General features: G+C 46.1%; 17 protein-coding genes. 7 read left to right on the top strand and 10 right to left on the bottom strand.

What is annotated here, in order from left to right:
* Positions 1–24 precede the first annotated feature (24 nt).
* Together OYT88_RS17425 and OYT88_RS17420 are read left to right on the top strand one after the other, a co-directional pair.
* Positions 25–162 carry a hypothetical protein gene (locus OYT88_RS17425; protein ID WP_274401628.1) on the top strand — a complete coding sequence of 46 codons (138 nt, stop codon included), beginning with the start codon at positions 25–27 and terminating at the stop codon, positions 160–162.
* 538 nt (positions 163–700) lie between these two features.
* Entirely contained in the window at positions 701–1,624 is a 924-nt protein-coding gene (locus tag OYT88_RS17420) for a LysR family transcriptional regulator (protein WP_274401627.1), read from the top strand.
* Positions 1,625–1,976: 352 nt separating this feature from the next.
* Here OYT88_RS17420 and OYT88_RS17415 read toward each other — a convergent pair whose 3' ends face one another.
* From OYT88_RS17415 to OYT88_RS17390, 6 genes are all read right to left on the bottom strand, one after another.
* The gene (locus tag OYT88_RS17415; RefSeq protein ID WP_274401626.1) at positions 1,977–2,693 is read right to left on the bottom strand and encodes an MIP/aquaporin family protein; all 717 of its coding nucleotides are present in this window, start codon (positions 2,691–2,693) and stop codon (positions 1,977–1,979) included.
* Between the two features lie 163 nt (positions 2,694–2,856).
* On the bottom strand, positions 2,857–3,996 hold the full coding sequence (locus OYT88_RS17410; protein WP_274401625.1) for an acyl-CoA dehydrogenase family protein: 1,140 nt from the start codon (positions 3,994–3,996) through the stop codon (positions 2,857–2,859).
* A 25-nt stretch (positions 3,997–4,021) separates the two neighbouring features.
* Positions 4,022–5,596 (bottom strand): acyl CoA:acetate/3-ketoacid CoA transferase, encoded by a 1,575-nt coding sequence (locus OYT88_RS17405; RefSeq protein WP_443029663.1) that lies wholly within the window; start codon positions 5,594–5,596, stop codon positions 4,022–4,024.
* A 75-nt stretch (positions 5,597–5,671) separates the two neighbouring features.
* Entirely contained in the window at positions 5,672–6,448 is a 777-nt protein-coding gene (locus tag OYT88_RS17400; protein WP_274401623.1) for an enoyl-CoA hydratase-related protein, read from the bottom strand.
* Positions 6,449–6,561: 113 nt separating this feature from the next.
* Positions 6,562–6,867: a ferredoxin family protein gene (locus OYT88_RS17395; protein ID WP_274401622.1), complete on the bottom strand. Its 306-nt coding sequence runs from the start codon at positions 6,865–6,867 to the stop codon at positions 6,562–6,564.
* Positions 6,864–8,159, bottom strand: coding sequence for an FAD-dependent oxidoreductase (locus OYT88_RS17390; protein ID WP_274401621.1), 1,296 nt, complete (start codon positions 8,157–8,159; stop codon positions 6,864–6,866). Before OYT88_RS17390 ends, OYT88_RS17395 begins: the two co-directional genes overlap by 4 nt.
* A gap of 613 nt (positions 8,160–8,772) precedes the next feature.
* On the opposite strand from OYT88_RS17390, the gene OYT88_RS17385 reads away from it, so the two are divergent.
* Entirely contained in the window at positions 8,773–9,690 is a 918-nt protein-coding gene (locus OYT88_RS17385; protein ID WP_274401620.1) for a LysR family transcriptional regulator, read from the top strand.
* 812 nt (positions 9,691–10,502) lie between these two features.
* Here OYT88_RS17385 and OYT88_RS17380 read toward each other — a convergent pair.
* From OYT88_RS17380 to OYT88_RS17365, 4 genes are all read right to left on the bottom strand, one after another.
* On the bottom strand, positions 10,503–11,162 hold the full coding sequence (locus OYT88_RS17380) for a CoA transferase subunit B (protein WP_274401619.1): 660 nt from the start codon (positions 11,160–11,162) through the stop codon (positions 10,503–10,505).
* Positions 11,162–11,881 carry a 3-oxoacid CoA-transferase subunit A gene (locus OYT88_RS17375; RefSeq protein ID WP_274401618.1) on the bottom strand — a complete coding sequence of 240 codons (720 nt, stop codon included), beginning with the start codon at positions 11,879–11,881 and terminating at the stop codon, positions 11,162–11,164. The genes OYT88_RS17380 and OYT88_RS17375 overlap by 1 nt, the downstream gene beginning before the upstream one ends.
* Positions 11,882–12,123: 242 nt before the next feature.
* A complete protein-coding gene (locus tag OYT88_RS17370) occupies positions 12,124–12,918 on the bottom strand; it encodes an enoyl-CoA hydratase/isomerase family protein (protein WP_274401617.1) in 795 nt (264 codons plus the stop codon).
* Positions 12,919–13,167: 249 nt separating this feature from the next.
* On the bottom strand, positions 13,168–14,301 hold the full coding sequence (locus tag OYT88_RS17365) for an acyl-CoA dehydrogenase family protein (RefSeq protein ID WP_274401616.1): 1,134 nt from the start codon (positions 14,299–14,301) through the stop codon (positions 13,168–13,170).
* A 771-nt stretch (positions 14,302–15,072) separates the two neighbouring features.
* Here OYT88_RS17365 and OYT88_RS21100 point away from each other — a divergent pair.
* The 4 genes from OYT88_RS21100 to coaD all read left to right on the top strand — a co-directional run bounded on the left by OYT88_RS21100 (position 15,073) and on the right by coaD (position 18,275).
* On the top strand, positions 15,073–15,195 hold the full coding sequence (locus tag OYT88_RS21100) for a transposase (protein ID WP_527194300.1): 123 nt from the start codon (positions 15,073–15,075) through the stop codon (positions 15,193–15,195).
* Positions 15,196–15,932: 737 nt separating this feature from the next.
* Positions 15,933–16,712, top strand: coding sequence for an electron transfer flavoprotein subunit beta/FixA family protein (locus OYT88_RS17360; protein ID WP_274401615.1), 780 nt, complete (start codon positions 15,933–15,935; stop codon positions 16,710–16,712).
* A gap of 22 nt (positions 16,713–16,734) precedes the next feature.
* Positions 16,735–17,724, top strand: a complete 990-nt coding sequence (locus tag OYT88_RS17355) for an electron transfer flavoprotein subunit alpha/FixB family protein (protein ID WP_274401614.1) — start codon at positions 16,735–16,737, stop codon at positions 17,722–17,724.
* A gap of 53 nt (positions 17,725–17,777) precedes the next feature.
* Positions 17,778–18,275: a pantetheine-phosphate adenylyltransferase gene (gene coaD, locus OYT88_RS17350; RefSeq protein WP_274401613.1), complete on the top strand. Its 498-nt coding sequence runs from the start codon at positions 17,778–17,780 to the stop codon at positions 18,273–18,275.
* Positions 18,276–18,289: the final 14 nt, after the last annotated feature.

Here is an 18,289-nt window from a genome sequence, read left to right as displayed (position 1 = left end):
ATTGAAGGAAGCAGAGAATGATGGATGAAGTCGAAGATCAGCCGGTTTATTTTTATGACAAGCCTATTCATGAAAAAAAGAATTGCCGGTGTCATTGATAAAAAATTTGGAGTCATCAATGTTTATCCATCGGAAGAAACAATGACGATGGATTATTTTTAGTTACTTTCGCGTGCGTAACCCTGATGGCCATAATCAGGCAAATACCCGGCTGAACGGTTGTTCCATCCTTCTGATTTTAACCCTGTTCAGACAGGAACCGGACAGAGCCGCTGGCACTTGCACTCGCGGACAAGACCGTCGAATATGTTTTTATCCGTGGAACACTCGACGGACTTAAGAAAAGACGGAATAAAATCAATAAACCGGCTTTAAAATGATTCTTTTTTTATTATATTTTTGATTCATTTTTGTTACCTTTTCCGATACAGGATATTAGATGTATTACAAATTTCTTTTTTGGTAATTGTTATAGTACAGATTATTAAATACGTCACAGATCTTTTTATTGGGGGCTGTTATAGTATAGATGGAAGGAATATTAAGTTATTCTTAATAAAGACCGATTGTTCTAATATATTAAGTGATTCTTAACAGTTAATTTATCCTGTCCTACCAGCTGCGGATTGTGGTATTTAGCTATACATTTTTAAGAACGTTTTCATTGATATGATAATACGCTGTTAGGAGGAAAACAAGTATGGATTTATACCAGTTCAAGTGTGTGTTAGCTGTTGCCAAGTACAATAACTTCAATAAAGCTTCATCCGAACTTTGTGTAACTCCGCCCGCTCTGTCACAGCAAATCAAAAGGGTTGAAGAGGAACTCGATGTTCAGCTGTTCGAACGAACAACCCGATCTGTAAAAATTTTGCCTGCCGGAGTGGATTTCATCAATCATGCCAATAAGATTATGGCTGATGTCTCTCATTTGGAAGAAACGATGCAAAAATATGCAAAAGGAACAGTCGGCACACTTGTTATCGGCTGCGTGCCCATTTTAAGGGAGTACGGTATTATTCGCTGGATCAGATCGTTTGTCGATGAGTATCCGTCTGTCGCTATTGAATTTCGGGAAGATGAGTGTTATAACCTTTATCCGCTGCTTTACAGCAATGATATCCATCTGGCCATGCTGACTGCTCCGACTAATCTTAAGCCCACGAATGTTCATTTGAAATCCTACCCTCTTGCGTGTGACGAATTTGTTCTGATTGTCAGTAAACAGCACCCCCTGGCAAGAAGGCGCTGCGTCCAGCTCAGTGAAATTTCCGATGAGTCCTTCATTCGTTACTCACAGTCATCGAGTCTGTTTAAAGAAACAGTTGATTTTTGCCATCAGGCAGGATTTTCGCCTAAGTTTACGAATTTCGAAACGGGCAGCATCGATACGGCGCTCGGTTTTGTTGCTGAAAACATCGCTGTAACTTTATTGCCGCAAAAACAGCTTGCCGGAATTCAGTTATCGAATTTTCAGATTCGGCAGATTCAAGTGAGACCTAAAGTCAAACGCACATTTTTGATGGTTTCTAAGGTAGCGCACAGTCCTGAATACCCGATTGCCAATAATTTTAAGGATTACATCTTTAACAAATATAATCTTCCGCTCGTATGCCAACCGTAAAAAGTTTCTCGTCCTGTAGCGGATCCCTAAAGAAGGGTAAAACTTTCTTTAGGGGATTGATTCTTCTTAATATATCAGATCATGAAATCCTCTGTACACCGGGCTGGCCCCCCTGAAATCGGATAATCAAAATCCGTTTCGGGGGGGCTTCTCCGATTCCCCGAAACGATTGGAAACCACTTTTACGTTTATACATAAATTGATTATTTTTTTCGAAATAGCTCAGCAAGCCCTATTAATGTTTAGGGCTTGCTGAGCTAAAAGGACATATCTGACCAGTAAAACTAAAGATTTCTGACATTTGTGATGCTGCCTGCAATGAATGCCAAGATCCGTTGCGACGTTCTAAATTTTAAAACAGAGCGACGTATAACATGGCACCTGCGATTCCACCAAGTGTCGTGGCGAAGGCAGGAATCCAGGCATACGCCCAGTCGGATTTTCCCTTGTTGGCGATGGGAAGAAGCGCATGGACAAGCCGGGGTCCGATATCACGAGCTGGATTCAAGGCGCATCCCGTTGTCCCGCCGACCGTTATCACGAGAACGAAAATGACGAAAAAGACAATCAGGCCCATGATCCCAGGCGCAAAATTCTGAGCCGAAGCAGCAACAATGGCGAACACCAAAGTGAATGTTTCCAGAAATTCTGCCACAAAGTTTAAAAAGTAATTGCGAACAGCCGGTATTGTTGAAAATGAACCAAGTATCGCTCCTTTATCCTCAGTTGCCTCGAATTGCTTATAAAAGATGATGTACACCGCAACAGCACCGAGGATAGCGCCGATAAACTGAGCAACGATATAGGGTATAACATCGGCCCAGGGAAAATGTCCGATAGCAGCTAATCCAAGCGTAACAGCCGGATTGAGATGTGCGCCGCTGATTGAACCAAACAGCCAGACAGGGACAGCTACGGCAGCACCCCATTCAAGGGATATGCCCAGCCAATTGCCGCCCTCTCGCCCTTTTTTCAGAAAAATGTTAGCGCAGCCGCCGTCACCCAGAAAGATCAGAAAAAACATTCCTACCATTTCAGCGAAAAAACGTGTGATTAAAGGTGCAGTCATCAATAACCTCTTCTTTCCTATTAATATTGTTTTCAAGATGTAAGCTCTTTCAAATCTTGAAAAAAAAAAGAAATCTGCTTTAAGCCAGTTTAAAGGCCAGCCAATAAGTAGATCTCTTTTAAGTTTACATCCTGCTTCTATCTTTCTTTAAAATTTAAATATCTTAACGGAAAAGCGAGCCGCCGATAACCATTCTCTGTACTTCACTCGTTCCTTCATAGATCTCCGTGACTTTGGCATCTCTGAGCATTCTTTCCACTTCGAACTCTTTTGTATAGCCGTAGCCGCCGTGGAACTGGATAGCCTGCAGCGTTGAGTCAACGGCCGTCTTCGCGGCGATCAGTTTTGCTTTCGCGGCAGATACACTGAACCGTCCGCCTTTATCCTTATCAAGCGCTGCCTTGTAGACGATGTACTTGGCTGCTTCAATCTCAGTCGCCATATCGGCCATCTTGAAGCTGATATATTCCTGTTTGTAGAGCGGACGGCCGAACTGAACACGCTGCTTCAAATATTCAACGGTCCGTTCAAATGCGCCTTCGGCAATACCCAGTGCCTGAGCGGCAACGCCGATTCTCCCGCCGTCCAAGGTACCCAGTGCATAGATAAAGCCTTTGCCTTCTTCGCCGACAAGATTTTCAGCCGGAACTTCAACATCCTGGAAGATCAGTTCGGAAACCTGAGCCGAGCGCAGGCCCGACGTATTTTCCCGTTTGCCGACTGAGAAACCCTTCATTCCCTTTTCAACGATAAATGCGGAAATGCCTTTGGCACCCTTGCTCTTGTCGGTTACCGCCGCAACGAAGAAATAGTCGGCAATAGGCGCGTTGGTAATAAATATCTTGCTTCCGTTCAGTACGTAATGATCGCCTTTCTTTACGGCAACTGTCTGCAGATTGCCAAGATCGGAGCCCGCATTCGGTTCAGTTACGCCGAACGCGCCGATCTTTGTGCCTGCCAGCACTTCCGGCAGATATTTCTTCTTCTGTGCTTCCGAACCATTGTCGAAGATCGCGCCGGAGAACAGCGACGCGCAAACCGACAAAGTGATGCCCAGTGCAGCGTGCACCTTCGATATTTCTTCCACTGCCAGCACATAAGACAGTTCACCGAGGCCGCCGCCGCCGTATTCTTCCGGATAGGCCGTACCGATCAGTCCCAGTTCACCCATTTTCTTAAAAGGTTCGGCTGGGAACTCTTTCGTTTCGTCATCCTCAATTGCACGCGGTTTTAATTCCTTTTCAGCAAAATTCCTTGCGGTTTCCTGAACCGTTTTCAATGCATCCGAAAGTTCGAAATCCATGTTGTTTCCTCCTCAAATTTATAAATTAAGCATGAACAGCTTCTTGCTTATTACCTAAATTCATTAATTCATCCCGAAAAATTCTTTCGTCCATTGTTTTGAGCTGATCGATCTTCGGTTTAAACGTCATGTGGCTGAGCACGTCTTTCTCCAAATCAATGCCCGGAGCAATCTCCGTCAGATACAGGCCGTCTTCCCGCAGTTCAAACACGGCTCTTTCCGTAATATAGAGAACCGGCTGCTTAATCTTTTGTGCATAGGCGCTGCTGAACGTAATCTGATCGACCTTATCAATAAATTTGGGGAATTTTCCGTCTTGAACAATCGTCAGTTTGCCGTCCCCGGTCTTGATTTTCAAACCGCCTGCAGTAAACGTGCCGCAATAGAAAACCCTTTTCGCATTCTGTGTGATGTTGATGAACCCGCCGCAGCCGGCAATCCGTGTGCCGAATTTGCTGACGTTCACGTTTCCTTCCTGATCGACCTGAGCCAGGCCTAAGTAGGCCAGATCCAGTCCGCCGCCGTCATAGAAGTCAAACTGCGCCCCTTCATCGAAGATGGCATCGGCGTTAATCGACGCGCCGAAGCCGCTGCCGCCGAGCGGGATACCGCCGATCGGTCCTGCCTCAACCGTCATCGTCATGTAATCGCCCATGCCTTCTTCGTTAGCCACCATCGAGATCCCCTCGGGAATGCCGATGCCGAGATTGACAACCGCCCCCGGCTGCAGCTCCATAGCGGCGCGGCGGGCAATAATCTTACGCTGATTGAGCGGAATAGTGCCGATGTTACCAGTAGGAGCAGTCATCTGCCCGGAAAGAGACGGATCGAATTCATAGCTGCTGCCGAAGTACTGATGACGATCTTCCGGATTGGCAATGACCACGGCGTCAACATATATAGAAGGAATTTCAACGAGCTTCGGGTTCAGCGCACCTTCGGCGAGTACTTTTTCAACCTGTACAATCACCTTGCCACCGCTGTTCTTCGCTGCCTGGGCGATGAGCTTGACATCGGAGGTGCACACTTCGTTTTCCAGTGAGATGTTCCCTTTCTCATCCGCATAGGTGCCGCGCAGAAGTGCGACATTAATCGGAAAAGCTTTATAGAGCAGCCTCTCCTGGCCATCAATCTCAACCAGTTTAACCAGATCTTCCGTTGTTTTGCTGTTCAGCTTCCCGCCTTCATTGCGCGGATCCACGAATGTATTCAGGCCGACATGCGTGATTGTGCCGACTCTGTGAGCGGCAATGTCGCGATAGAGCTGGGCAATCGTCCCCTGCGGAAGATTGTAGCCCTCTATTTTATTATCAACGACCATCTTGTTGAGGTTCGGCGCCATATTGAAATGTCCGGCAACCACTCTCTTGACCATACCCTCGTGCGCAAAGTGATCCGAACCGGCACCCTTTGCATTCCCCTGACCTGCACAATGAAACAAAGTAAGATTTTTCGGCGAACCGTCTGACAAAAAACGCTGTTCCAGCGACGACGTCAGCGTTTCCGGGAGAGCAGCCGAAGCGAAACCGCTCGTGCTGACCGTGTCGCTGTCTTTAATCCATTTAACTGCTTCATCGGGTGTTAAAAACTGAACTGCCAAGATGATCCATCTCCTTCGCATAAGTTTTAATGCAAACAGACTTTGATAATTCATTCACAAATATGTCACAAAAAATCAGCGGTCATGGAACTCAGCTTTCCTCTTGTTTAAGAACGCATTCATGCCTTCCTTCTGATCCTCTGTCGAGAAGCAAAGGCCGAAGGAAGCGGCTTCGTATTTCAGGCCGGCTTCGAGATCAACATCCAGGCCGTTATTAATCGATGCCTTGGCCACACGAACGCCGACCGGCGATTTACTCATAACCTTCTTTGCAAATTCAATCGATTTTGCGATTAATTCATCCGGTTCAAAAACTTTGTTGACCAACCCGATACGATAAGCCTCATCCGCCGAAATCATATCTGTTGAAAAAATCAGTTCTTTGGCAATGCCCTTGCCGACGAGACGCGGCAGACGCTGTGTGCCGCCGAAACTTGGCAGAATGCCGAGATTGACTTCGGGCTGGCCGAATTTCGCCTTTTTCGAAGCAAAGCGAACATCCGCCGACATCGCTAATTCACAGCCGCCGCCGAGAGCATACCCATTAACCGCAGCAATAACCAGTTTCGGAAGATTTTCAATTTCTGAAAATACACCCTGTGCCAGACGTGAAAAATTCGTCGCCTGAGTCGAATTCAGTGTACTCATTTCAGCAATATCCGCTCCGGCAACAAATGATTTTTCGCCCGATCCGGTTATAATAACAGCCTTCGCCTCATCATTATTGGCGATGTCCTCGATAACCTTCTTTAGCTCAGTAACCGTCTCGCTGTTTAAGGCATTCAGCGCTTTCGGACGGTTAATCGTTACGGTAGCAATTCCATCATTGACTTCCAGCAATACATTTGGCATTAAAAACTCCCCTTTTTTGCGCCAGGTTTGGTGGCTATATTTTCAGCACAAAAAGTGCTGTTGTTGCCTTTGGTTTACTCTAAAATCTATTATTAATTATCGGAAGAATATTTTTACCCTTCTCGATAAACAACTCCCATTGCCTGCTTTGGATAACTCCAGTCATATCCCTTTGCCCCTTCATACAGACGGCTGCAAACCAGGCGGCAGTTGCCGCATTCCAGGCAGCCGACATGGTCGAAAACGACTCTCTGTTTTTCTTCATTCCATGTATAGCGCTCTGCGGGACAATTCCTTAAACAGGCATAATCATCCGGGCAGGTCACGCATTGTTCAGGATCAATCACAATATGCGGATGCGTATCGTCACTATTAAAAAGTGTTTTGGAAAGGCGCACATCCATCGGATAAGTTTTCACAATGAGCGGCCTCCCTTAAACGCATCTTTTGCAGCACCGAATAATGATACTTTCTGTCCTTTGACTGTCTGCATGATCGTTTTCATTGCCCCTTTCAGCGGCTCATCTTTAGCGGTGTAAAGGTTTTTCATGACGCCCGTGGCCAGTGCCGGATAGGTCTTAAACATGTACTTCGTATGCGTGATGTAATCATGGCTTTTATCAAGCGTCTTCAAATCCTTCATCACAACCCCTTGAAGGCGGCCGGCGTATGCGCTCAGCTTCTGCTCGGAGAAGTCATTGGCATCGATTGCCTCAATGGCCGTATCGGCCGCATGAATGCCGGATATAATCGCATAATCCATGCCGCGCACCGTAAATCCGCGGTTAACGACGAGTCCGGCGGCGTCGCCGGCGATCAGGAATCCGGGAGCATACAGTTTATTTTTCGACACTGCATGGAATCCGCCTTCCGGTATCAGGTGGGCGCTGTATTCAACCAGTTTTCCGCCTTCAATATAACGGCTTAAAGAAGGATGCTGAATGAATTCATTTGAAAGATCGACGATCTTCACCCCTGAATTTTTAAGGCTGACCGTATCGGCAACAAGCCCGATCGAAATACTGTCGCGATTGGTGTATAAGAAAGCGCCGCCACCGTTTACGCCGCGCGTGCAGGCGCCGGCGGCCAGCATAGCCACACCTTGACCGCTTTCTACATTAAAACGATCATTAATTTTTTCTTCAGGCAGCTGAAAGACGTATTTCAGCCCGACCGCCGCATCGGATGGGCTTAATTTATTGGTCAGGCCGGCGCGTTCGGCGGCCAGGGCATTAACCCCTTCGGCATCGATCACGATATCCGATTCCAGTTCCTCTTCTTCTGTTTTTATTCCGCAGACTTTTCCGTTACGGACGATTAGATTCTCCACCGTCGTTCCCGGAATCACCATCGCGCCCGCTTCTTCCGCCTTGTCGGCCAGCCACGAGTCAAAACTCGATCGCAATACCGAGTAAGAATCACTCTCCGTTGATGAAAATGTTGAATCAATCGTCAGGCTGTCTTCCGCAGTCATCAGCATCATTAACTCGCGATTGATTTTACGTTCTAACGGGGCATCCGACCATTCGCCCGGCATTAATTTTTCGAGCGCATACGTATATAAACGGCCTCCGCTTACGTTTTTGCTTCCGGCCGCCGACCCTTTCTCGACAAGCATGACCTCTTTCCCGGCTTTCGCCAGACGATAAGCGGCTGCACTGCCGGCCAGGCCGGCACCGATTATAATGACTTGTATTTTTTCATCCGACATGAACTCTTTCACTCCTTCTCTGCTATCACGACGTGCAATAAATGTAAGCGATTACTAGAATTTCTCTTCACTCCAACACAAATCATTTAAATCAAGACCGGGTTTATATCGTTTCCCCTTTGCAACCCAAGAATATCATCAACAAATGGTTGGAACAATTCATTATTTCGAAAGAAAAAGCGATTATAAAGTATTTTTTAAATAACAGGTGTTTTATGTTTGCTGAACTAAATAATGAGAAGCTATTCACAAAGATTAAATTGTAATCCCTTTCATCATCAAGATGGAATAAAATTGGTAAATAGTCATTTAATTATATATTTTCTTTTTATTATTAATTATTATTATGATTTAACTATTTACCAGGATATTTTCACCATCTGTTATTTTTACTGGAATAATTTCACTATCTGTTATTAATCTAGTTATTAAACTGATCACAGATCTTTTCATTAAAACTATCCATAATTAATTGTGAAGAAGAGAACAGGTAAAAAGTATTATTAAGTTTCTCTTAATAAATTATTTATTTCCTGTCTCCAATATTTTCAGATTTTTTACACACATTTTTTGAAAACGTTTTCTTTAAATTTCTGTCGCAGGAGTGAGAAAAATGGATTTTTATCAGCTTAAGTGCGTATTGGCTGTCGCCAAATACCGTAACTTTAACAAAGCTTCATCCGAACTATGTGCAACTCCTTCTACCTTGTCCCAACAAATCAAAAGAACTGAAGAAGAGCTCAATGTTCAGCTGTTTAAACGAACAACTCGCTCCGTGAAAATTCTGCCTGCCGGAATGGATTTCATAAGTTATGCCAATAGGATTATGTCCGACGTCTTTCATTTGGAAAAAACCATGCAGAAATATGCGAAAGGAACAGTAGGCACACTTGTTATCGGCTGCATGCCGATTTTAAGGGAGTACGGCATTATCCATTGGATCAGGTCGTTTGTCAGTGAGTATCCGTTTGTTGCTGTCGAATTTCGTGAAGACAACTGCTATAATCTTTACCCGCTGCTTTATAATAATGAGATCGACCTGGCCCTGCTGACTGCTCCGGCTAATCTCAAGCCTGAAGATATTCATCTGAAATCCTATCCTCTGGCTCGCGACGAATTTGTTCTTATCGTCAGTAAACAGCATCCTCTGGCAAAAAGGCGGTCCATTCAGCTTAATGAGGTGGCCGGCGAATCTTTCATTCGTTTTCCGCGGTCCTCAAGCTTGCTCAAGAAAACGGCCGACGCTTGTTTCCAAGCGGGATTTTCGCCCAGATTAACGAATTTCGAAGTAGGCAGCATCAATACAGCACTCGGTTTTGTTGCTGAAAATGCCGCCGTGACTTTGCTGCCATGGAATCTGATAACGGGAATTCAGTTGGCAGATATTGCTTATATCCACGTGGTACCTAAAATTACGCATACAGTATTAATGGTTTCCAATTCGGCACGCAGACCGGAAAATTCGATTGCAAATAATTTTAAAAAGCACATTTTTAACAAATATAATCTTCCGCTATGTGCTAACCCCTAAAAGTGTGAGATGGCGGTCAGACCCTGGCCTGCTGAAACAAGTCCAGAAGGAAGGAAAGTCTTCCTTGAACAGGATCATTGATTCGCTAGTATTTGTATCATTCAGCCTCCTGCGCAGAAGTTTGGTCTTAAATATCTGAAACGATTGATGATCAGGGTGACATAATTTTTCGGGGATCTTATTTAGACTGATCTTTTTAATAATGCAGCAAGCCCTAAGTATAGATAGGGCTTGCTGCATGAACCCGCCTCACCTCTCTTATCAACAACGTTTCTGGCGTAAAACCGGCAGCGGAAATAATTCAGCTGTGCCCGACTTTGTGTACAGTCTGTCGTGCTGCCGGCCGTCAGAATAAAAACAAAAATGACGAGTGAGATTCATCGCTCCGGCTCTCAGATGCCGAGCCGAAGTCTGATTTTGCGCTGCCAAGGCCAAACACATCATCCTTGGCGAACTTTTTACCGACGATGGTATCCGTTCCCCAGTGCCCGAATTGCCTCTGCTTTTGAACCTCACTGTCTTTTAGATGCTTGATATAGACTGTTCTCCGGAAAGTAAGCCTGAAGGCATCGATGATTCGGGCCCGTCCATGTATTCCTCCCTTATGAGATCATTAAAAATCCATTGACATAGTGATGGATTCATGTTAGATGATTCTATGGCTATAAGATAAAAAACGAGAGAACGAATTTTTCTCTCGTTATGATACACGAAGTCTAGCATAGGGATTATATTTATTAGACGAAGGTTGTTCTCTATTTATTATCAATTCAGTATCGTTATTCTGAAATTTAACTCTTCCCGGCCCTGAATTATTCCATTACGGCAATCTTTTCAGGGACAGTGAAATCGGCTTCGGTGCATGCGCGGATGTCCTCGACGGTGTAGCCCGGAGCCAGTTCTCTGAGTATCAGCCCGTCGGCGCCTACCTCGAAGTAGCATCTCTCTGTGACAATGTCGGTTACGCACCTGGCGCCGGTCAGAGGAAGAGTGCATTTCTTGAGTATCTTTGACTGGCCGCTCTTCTCGCAGTGGTCGGTGGCAACAACGATCTTCTTTACGCCGGCGCAGAGATCCATTGCACCGCCCATGCCGGGGACGAGCTTGCCGGGGATGGTCCAGTTGGCTATATTGCCCTCCTGGTCAACCTGGAGAGTGCCAAGTACAGTCGCGTCGATATGACCGCCGCGGATAAAGGCGAAAGAAGTCGCATGGTCGCATACGCTGCCGCCCTTGATTACAGATGCCGGCTGTCCGCCGGCATCAATAAGATCAGGGTCTGCATCTTCCCACTTAGGGGAGGCCCCGCTGCCGACAATGCCAATCTCAGCCTCAAGCCAGAGGTTGACGCCTTCGGGCAAATAGTTCACACACATCAGAGGAACGCCGATTCCGAGATTCACAAAATCGCCGTCCTTAAAGAACTTTGCACAACGAGCTGCAATAAGTGCGCGTCCTTTCAGTCCTTCCATTACTTTTTACCTCCTTCTGCTTTCGCCCTAGCACGCTGCCACATCGGGCAGAAAGGTTTCTTCTCACCGGTTCTGACATATACCATGTCAATGATAGGAGCCGCAACGTCAATCTCGTCAGGACCGAGTTCTCCGACCTCCACCAGTTCCTCGACTTCGACAATGACAGTGTCCGCCGCAAAGGCCATGTAACTATTGGTAGCTCTGCCGGTCAGTCTGAAAGCGATGTTGCCGGCGGTGTCGGCCTTCCATGCCTTGATCAGCGCGACCTCCGCGTGCAGGGGCAGTTCAAGAAGATATTCCTTGCCGTTGAGGGTGAGCTTCTGCTTGCCGGTCTCAATGTCGGTGCCGATGCCTGTCGGGGTGAGACAGCCGCCAAGGCCGGCGCCGCCGCAGCGAACACGCTCAGCAAAAGTACCCTGCGGGATGAATTCGACCTTAAGTTCGCCTGTAAACATCTGGTCGCGGGCGACGGGATTGAGACCGATATGTGTCGTGGCAATACTCTTGACACGGTGCGCTTTGATGAGCCTGCCAACGCCCTGATCGGCCATGCCGGCGGAAACGGCTATGGCAGAAATATCCTTAACACCCTTCTCGAGCATTCCGGTGATGATCTCTTCTGCGGCGAGCTCGCCGTGCCAGTCACCAAACATGATCGTCTGACCGTCTTTAATCTTTGCGAGGGCTTCTTCTTTAGTCACTACTTTTGATTGCAATTTAGTTACCACCTTTCATATTAAGCTAAGCCATTAAGAATCAGGTTGTTTCGGTTACCTTGTTTTTGATCAGGAGCGGAAGAAGGCAGAACAGTCCTGCCGAAGTCGGTGTTTGACTGCACGGCACCTGCGGCATAGATGCCGACCGGTTATAAACAGCGGAAACGCAATGACTTCAGGTACTGCAGCGCCGCTGATTTTTGCCTCCTCTTAATGTAATTCCTTACCGTTCCGTCTTTTGATTATTTGCCCTCAAAGGCAGCCTTGCGCTTCTCCATGAAAGCCTTGACGCCTTCCTGGAAGTCGGTGGAGGCGGCGCATTCGCGCTGAGTGGGGATCTCGCATTCGTTGAGGTACTTTTTGTAGTCAGAGAAACTGGCTTCGTATATCTGCTTCTTGATATTCTTGTAGGAGAGCAGCGGGCCGGCGGCAAACTTCTTAGCAAGCTTGATGGTAGCGGCGTCCAGCTCCCCCTTGGGGACGACCTGGTAAACGATGCCGGCAGCCTTGGCTTCCTCGGCGCCCAGAGGCCGTCCGGTGGCGCAGAGCTCCATGGCGCGCTTCTCGCCCAGCTCCTTAACCAGCAAATAGGTCCCGCCGGTATCGGGGACCAGGCCGAGATTCACGAAAGCCATGATGAACTTGGCGTTGTCCGCGCAGACAACGAAGTCGGCGGAGAGCGCAAGGCTGACGCCGGCACCGGCCGCGGCACCGCTGACAGAGGCGATAACCAGCTTGCTCATCTTCTTAATTCCGTCGGTGACAACGCCGACCTTCCCGATCAGGCCGTCCATATTGACCTCGCCTCCGGCCTTAATCAGCTGATAGAAATACCCAATGTCTCCGCCGGCTGAGAAAGCCTTCTCGGAACCCTTGAATACGACGACCTTGACGTTGGGGTCTTTCTCCATGGTTGCCACGACGTACTTGAGTTCATCAGCCATCTGCTCGTCGATGGCGTTGAGATTCTTCATGTAGTTCATGGTCACGATACCGACGCCGTCTTCCACTGTGTACTGCAGTTTTTCCAGTTTCATGTCTTGACCTCTCCTTAAAATATTTGGTATTGATATATGTCTCCTTTTTAACCGGGCCTGCCCCAGCTCGGGTCTGAGGACGATTTTCGGCCGCTTCTGCCGTGTTTTGGGGAAAGGGCATGCCCGCTTCCCGGCCTTGATCTCGTCGATTGCAACTCTATAAAGAAGCAACTGAGGTCACGGACCTCCCGTAGATCTCTCATCATCAAGACTTGCTCCACACTGGCTATCGGACACATTCAAGGCGTTTTATCTTAATAAATTTCCGGAAACTACTATCCTTTGAACCTGGTTCGTTCCCTCAAATATCTGGAATACTTTTGCATCTCTCAAGAGTTTTTCTACCGGGCAATCTCTGCTGTAGCCATAACCGCCTAAAATTTGTATGGCATCTAATGCCACCTTAACTGCAACATCCCCTGTAAAGCACTTGGCAATAGATGCTTCTCTAGTGTACGGTCTTTGAGCTAAAATCATTTGTATCACATGGACTACGGTCTGGCGCGCTGCCTCTGTTTCAATATCCATATCCGCGAGCATGAACTGTATGGCCTGGAATTTAGCAAGGGGTCTGCCGAATTGAACTCTTTCCTTTGCATATTTAACTGCCTCTTCAATGGCTCTTTGTGCAATGCCTACTGCAACAGCCCCGACAAAAGGCCTTGCAAGATCTAATGTTTTCATTGCAATTTTAAATCCTTCGCCTTCCTTGCCTAAAAGGTTGGCAGCAGGAACTCTTACATTATCAAATATGACTTCCGTTGTATTTGAAAGCCTGATCCCCATTTTGTTTTCTTCTTTACCAACTGATATACCCCCGCGACTCTTCTCAACAATAAAGGCAGTCAGTCCCTTTACTCCCTTTGACTTATCCGTAGATGCAAAAACTACATAGACGTCCGCTACTCCCCCATTAGTAATAAAACATTTCACGCCATTTATTATATAATCGTTTCCATCTTTAACTGCAGTGGTTTTAACGGAACCCGCATCCGATCCTGCACCCGGTTCTGTTAAACAGAAAGCCCCGAAAGCGCCCGGTACAACAATATTTGAAAAAAGGGTTTTCTGTTCAGGTGTCCCTGCAATCAGCACAGGTTTTAAAGATAAACTGTTGGCACATAGCCCCGTTGCAAATCCGGCATCGGTTTTTCCCATTTCTTCATAAATAGCGGCTGCAGTCATATAATCAACGCCCCCGCCGCCGAATTCTTTGGGAATTTCCAGACAATGCAGGCCCATTTTAAATGCTTTTTCATATAATTTTCTTGGGAATTCTCCCGTTATATCAAACTCTGCAACGTGAGGTTCTACTTCCTTATTCATAAACTTTTTTACCAAATCCACCAAATCAGTTTGTTCTTCATTCAGAATATAGCCCATTTTCTAACTGCCTCCTTAATGACTTTTCATTTTTTAATCATTTTGACTTTTATTTTTGCAGGTCGCTTCCTCTCTATTTTTTTAATTTCTTTCCTTTCCCTCCCCCCAAAAGCAAAGGGAACCCGGGATAATAGAATGAGGGGAGAAAACGGGGGGAGCTGCCAGGGAGGCTTTCCTTAACAGGGGTCACCTCTTTCCCAGCTCTTGTGACGAATGGCGGTACCGGTCAGTTCCGCACCCATGACAGTCACCCGAGACTTCTCATCAGTCATGTCTGACCCCCCTTTCTTTTCGCATTTCAACATTAACACCGCTAATAATTCAGAACAATTTAACTTTTATCACAAATAAGTATTATATTGCTTCCCGCAAACATAGCCGATTATATTAAAAAAACGAATGGTTTCTATTATTCACAGGACTAAAATTTGAAAGTTAAAAAGGCAGCTCAATCCCTGTCAGCTCTGCATTTTCCCTGGATCAATTAGACCGGCGGCCGCTTTTGTCAGCTGTTTCCGGCAGCTTGCCTAAAGACTTTTCGAGGTTCCGATTGATTGCCCTTTCGGTTGGACATACACTCGTCTTCAAATGTTTCTTTAAACAGATCAAGCAATTGTTGGATTTCACTTCAATGAAAACAAAAGACCTTAAAAAACCTTCTGTAGGTGCCGCTGCAGTAGGAATCGGACAAAGAACAATTGAGGAGGCAGTTAAATATTGAGGAGAAGCTATCCGGGAAATCAGTCCGCAGCAAAGCATCGGCAGTGAAAACTGAAGGCGAAACCTGTCTTTAGCAATCTGAAACAGAATATGGGTTTCCGACGATTTCATCTGCGAGGGTTGGACAAAATTGCAATTGAATTCGGTTCGTTGGCATTGGCTTATCATAGATAAAGAAAATCTGAAGGGATTGCGCCTGGAAGGAAGAACTCTGTTTTCACACAAAGAAGACCCGGAGAGGCATTTTTTATAAATTTTCTTTGTTTCCTGAGCTTTAAGAGGCTTTTGAAACCGCCTCATCAATCAACCGTGAGATAAAAGAGTCCGCCTGGAGTTCGTTGATCTGCCGGTTACGTTGCTGCGGAAGGAAGGCAGCAGCCGATTAGTTCACGTGGGCAGAATGCGTAAAATACCGTCAGCAGTTCACGAATGATGATTTAATCAAACGAACATCTGCTAAAGTAAGCAGGTCCAAGCCGCATGACTGTTTTTTGATAACCGTCCATACTTTCACTTCTTGAAATATGAACGCGAAAAAAAGGGGAAAACGGATACTGCCTAAGGCGGGTTTAAACTATGCTTTTGGAAATTAAAAACTATCTTTATCTCAGAACAATCATTTAAACCGGGATCGAGCATACATCGCTTTCCCTTGAAATTTTGGAATATCATCCGGAAATGATTGGAACAATTCATCATTTCGAAAGAAAAAGCAATTATAAAGTATTTTTTAAATAAAGACTTTTTTATGTTTGCTGATCTAAATAATTCGCTGTTCTTCATAAAGATTAAATTGTAATCCTTTTCACAAAGCGTTAGATTGAATTTGGAATGAATCTTCAGCGGCATGATTTTCCGGCGGGAAGAATCATTTTTAAAATTTTGCGGATGAACGGAGGAAGGTTTACATCATGAATTCTCTAGTGCTTATTAAAAAAGTTTTCGATAATGAAGCAATTGTGACTGACGCTTCCGGCCAGATTGACCCGAAACGAACGCCCAGCATCATGAGTGCTTACGATAAGTTTGCTCTCGAAGCGGCCGTCCAGCTGAAGGAAAAATTCGGCGGCAGCGTAACGGCCTTATCAATCGGTGAACCCGACAGTGAAACCGTTCTCAAAGAAGCGCTCTCGCTTGGCGCTGATGATACCCTGCTGATCAGCGACCCGGCCCTTTCCGGTTCCGACGGCCATGCCGAAAGTCTTGCTTTGGCGACAGCCATTAAGAAACTGGGGACTTTTGAAGTCATCTTTGCCGGCGTGCAGACAACGGATGACAATGACAGCCAGGTTGGACCGCAAGTCGCGGAGCTGCTCGGCATTCCGACGATTACGCATGCCATTAAATTGGAAGCAGCGGACAACAAGATCACCGTTACTAAAAAAACAGATGACGACCTGCAAGTTGTCGAGACCCCTTACCCTGTTTTAATAACAGTGGAAGATTCGCTGAATACACCACGTTATGCGTCCATTAAGAGTAAAATGACGGCCAAGCGCGCAAAGATAAAAACATCGTCTCTTGCTGATCTCGGAATCGCAGCAGACAAAGTCGGCAAAGGGTCACCGACTCAAATTAAAGAAGTATTTGCACCGGAGAAAAAGGCGGCCGGCATCCTTATTAATGAAGATTCGGCAGAAGCTTCCGCAAAAAAACTGGTTGAGCAGCTTGCCGCAGCAAAATTAATTTGATCTTTGAGGAGGAACTGTAATAATGGCAGCAGATAATTTTAAAAATGTGTGGGTGTACATTGATAAAACGGGCGACGGTCTGATTAAAAATGTAAGTCTGGAATTGATCAACGGTGCAAAAAGCCTGACTAAAGAAAACGGAGAAAAAGTAGTCGCTGTCATTATCGGCAGCGACAATCAGACAATCATCGACACCGTCAAAAAATATGGCGCTGATCAGATTCTCAGTGTCGACGGCGAAGCTTATAAAACTTTCAATCTTGAAAACTACACCGGTGCATTGGCAGCCCTGGTCACTGAATATGCGCCGGCAGCCGTGCTTTTCGGAGCAACGTTAAATGGTAAGGATCTGGCGGCAGGCCTGGCCGCTAAAAGCGGGACAAGCGTCGCCAATGACTGCACCGCTGCCGCTGTGGTCGACGGTGCCATTGAATGGACACGTGCTATATACGGCGGCAAATTTTTGACAAAAGTCGTCGGCAACGGCGTCTTTCCGCAAATCGCTACGGTTCGTACGGGTATTTTTTCTAAAGTGGAAGCCCCTTCCGATGCCGAAGTGATCAAGAAATCTATCGAACCTAAGAATCCCGCTCAGGTCAAACTCGTTAATGTCATTAAAGCCGACAACTCCTCCATCAATCTTGAAGAAGCGAAGGTAGTCGTCGGAGCAGGACGAGGCGTTAACGATAAAAACATGGCGGATTTGAAGGAACTGGCTTCTCTGTTTGAAGCGGGAGGTGTCGGAGGAACACGCCCTGTCATTGATGCAGGCTTGCTGTCTCCGCAGGAACAAATCGGACTGTCCGGGAAAAAGATTAGTCCGGATCTTTATTTCGCTATCGGTGTTTCCGGAGCTTCTCAGCACGTTCAGGGCATTAAAGATTCGAAAGTCATTGTCGCTGTCAATCGCGACGCCGACGCGCCTATTTTTGAAATCTCGGATTACGGGGTTGTCGGGGATTTGAATCAGGTCGTTCCGGCAGTCATTTCGGAAATTAAAAAATTGAAATAAGCTAAGTTTACTTTCGCAATTCAGCGATAAAGAATCGGAGGGGGGAGGTATTCATGCGCAGAATCGCCGTTTATCCAGGCAGTTTCGATCCCGTTACGTTTGGCCATCTTGATATCATTAAACGAAGCAGTCAGCTGTTTGATCAGGTGATTGTTGCCGTTCTTAAAAATTCCTGCAAAAAACCACTGTTTACAGTCGGAGAACGGCTTTTTTTTTTAAAAGATGCGACTTCGGGAATTGACAATGTGACGATTGACAGTTTTGACGGATTGCTTATCGATTATTTGCATGAAAAGAATATCCACACGATTCTTCGCGGACTTCGGGCCATATCGGATTTGGAATATGAAATGCAAATCGCGCTGCTTAACAAAAAGCTTTATCCGGCAGCGGAAACCTTTTTCATGATAGCGGACAATAAATATTCATTTTTAAGCTCGAGCATGGTGAAAGAAGTGGCCCAGTACGGCGGACACATTTCCGAGCTTGTCCCGAGAATTTGCGAAAGCGCTTTAAAAGAAAAATTCGAAAAAAAAGTAGGAACCGTCTAAAAGGGCGGCAAGAG

The sequence above is a fragment of the Sporolactobacillus sp. CQH2019 genome, from assembly GCF_028765345.1.
GTDB lineage: Bacteria > Bacillota > Bacilli > Bacillales > Sporolactobacillaceae > Sporolactobacillus.
Note: the sequence above shows the minus strand (reverse complement) of the source record. Positions and strands in the feature narration are given on the sequence as shown.

Coding starts and splice junctions, on each gene's coding strand:
- OYT88_RS17425 (WP_274401628.1), top strand. CDS start 25: ATGAAGTCGAAGATCAGCCGGTTTATTTTTATGACAAGCCTATTCATG.
- OYT88_RS17420 (WP_274401627.1), top strand. CDS start 701: ATGGATTTATACCAGTTCAAGTGTGTGTTAGCTGTTGCCAAGTACAAT.
- OYT88_RS17415 (WP_274401626.1), bottom strand. CDS start 2,693: ATGACTGCACCTTTAATCACACGTTTTTTCGCTGAAATGGTAGGAATG.
- OYT88_RS17410 (WP_274401625.1), bottom strand. CDS start 3,996: ATGGATTTCGAACTTTCGGATGCATTGAAAACGGTTCAGGAAACCGCA.
- OYT88_RS17400 (WP_274401623.1), bottom strand. CDS start 6,448: ATGCCAAATGTATTGCTGGAAGTCAATGATGGAATTGCTACCGTAACG.
- OYT88_RS17390 (WP_274401621.1), bottom strand. CDS start 8,159: ATGTCGGATGAAAAAATACAAGTCATTATAATCGGTGCCGGCCTGGCC.
- OYT88_RS17385 (WP_274401620.1), top strand. CDS start 8,773: ATGGATTTTTATCAGCTTAAGTGCGTATTGGCTGTCGCCAAATACCGT.
- OYT88_RS17380 (WP_274401619.1), bottom strand. CDS start 11,162: ATGGAAGGACTGAAAGGACGCGCACTTATTGCAGCTCGTTGTGCAAAG.
- OYT88_RS17370 (WP_274401617.1), bottom strand. CDS start 12,918: ATGAAACTGGAAAAACTGCAGTACACAGTGGAAGACGGCGTCGGTATC.
- OYT88_RS17365 (WP_274401616.1), bottom strand. CDS start 14,301: ATGGGCTATATTCTGAATGAAGAACAAACTGATTTGGTGGATTTGGTA.
- OYT88_RS17360 (WP_274401615.1), top strand. CDS start 15,933: ATGAATTCTCTAGTGCTTATTAAAAAAGTTTTCGATAATGAAGCAATT.
- OYT88_RS17355 (WP_274401614.1), top strand. CDS start 16,735: ATGGCAGCAGATAATTTTAAAAATGTGTGGGTGTACATTGATAAAACG.
- coaD (WP_274401613.1), top strand. CDS start 17,778: ATGCGCAGAATCGCCGTTTATCCAGGCAGTTTCGATCCCGTTACGTTT.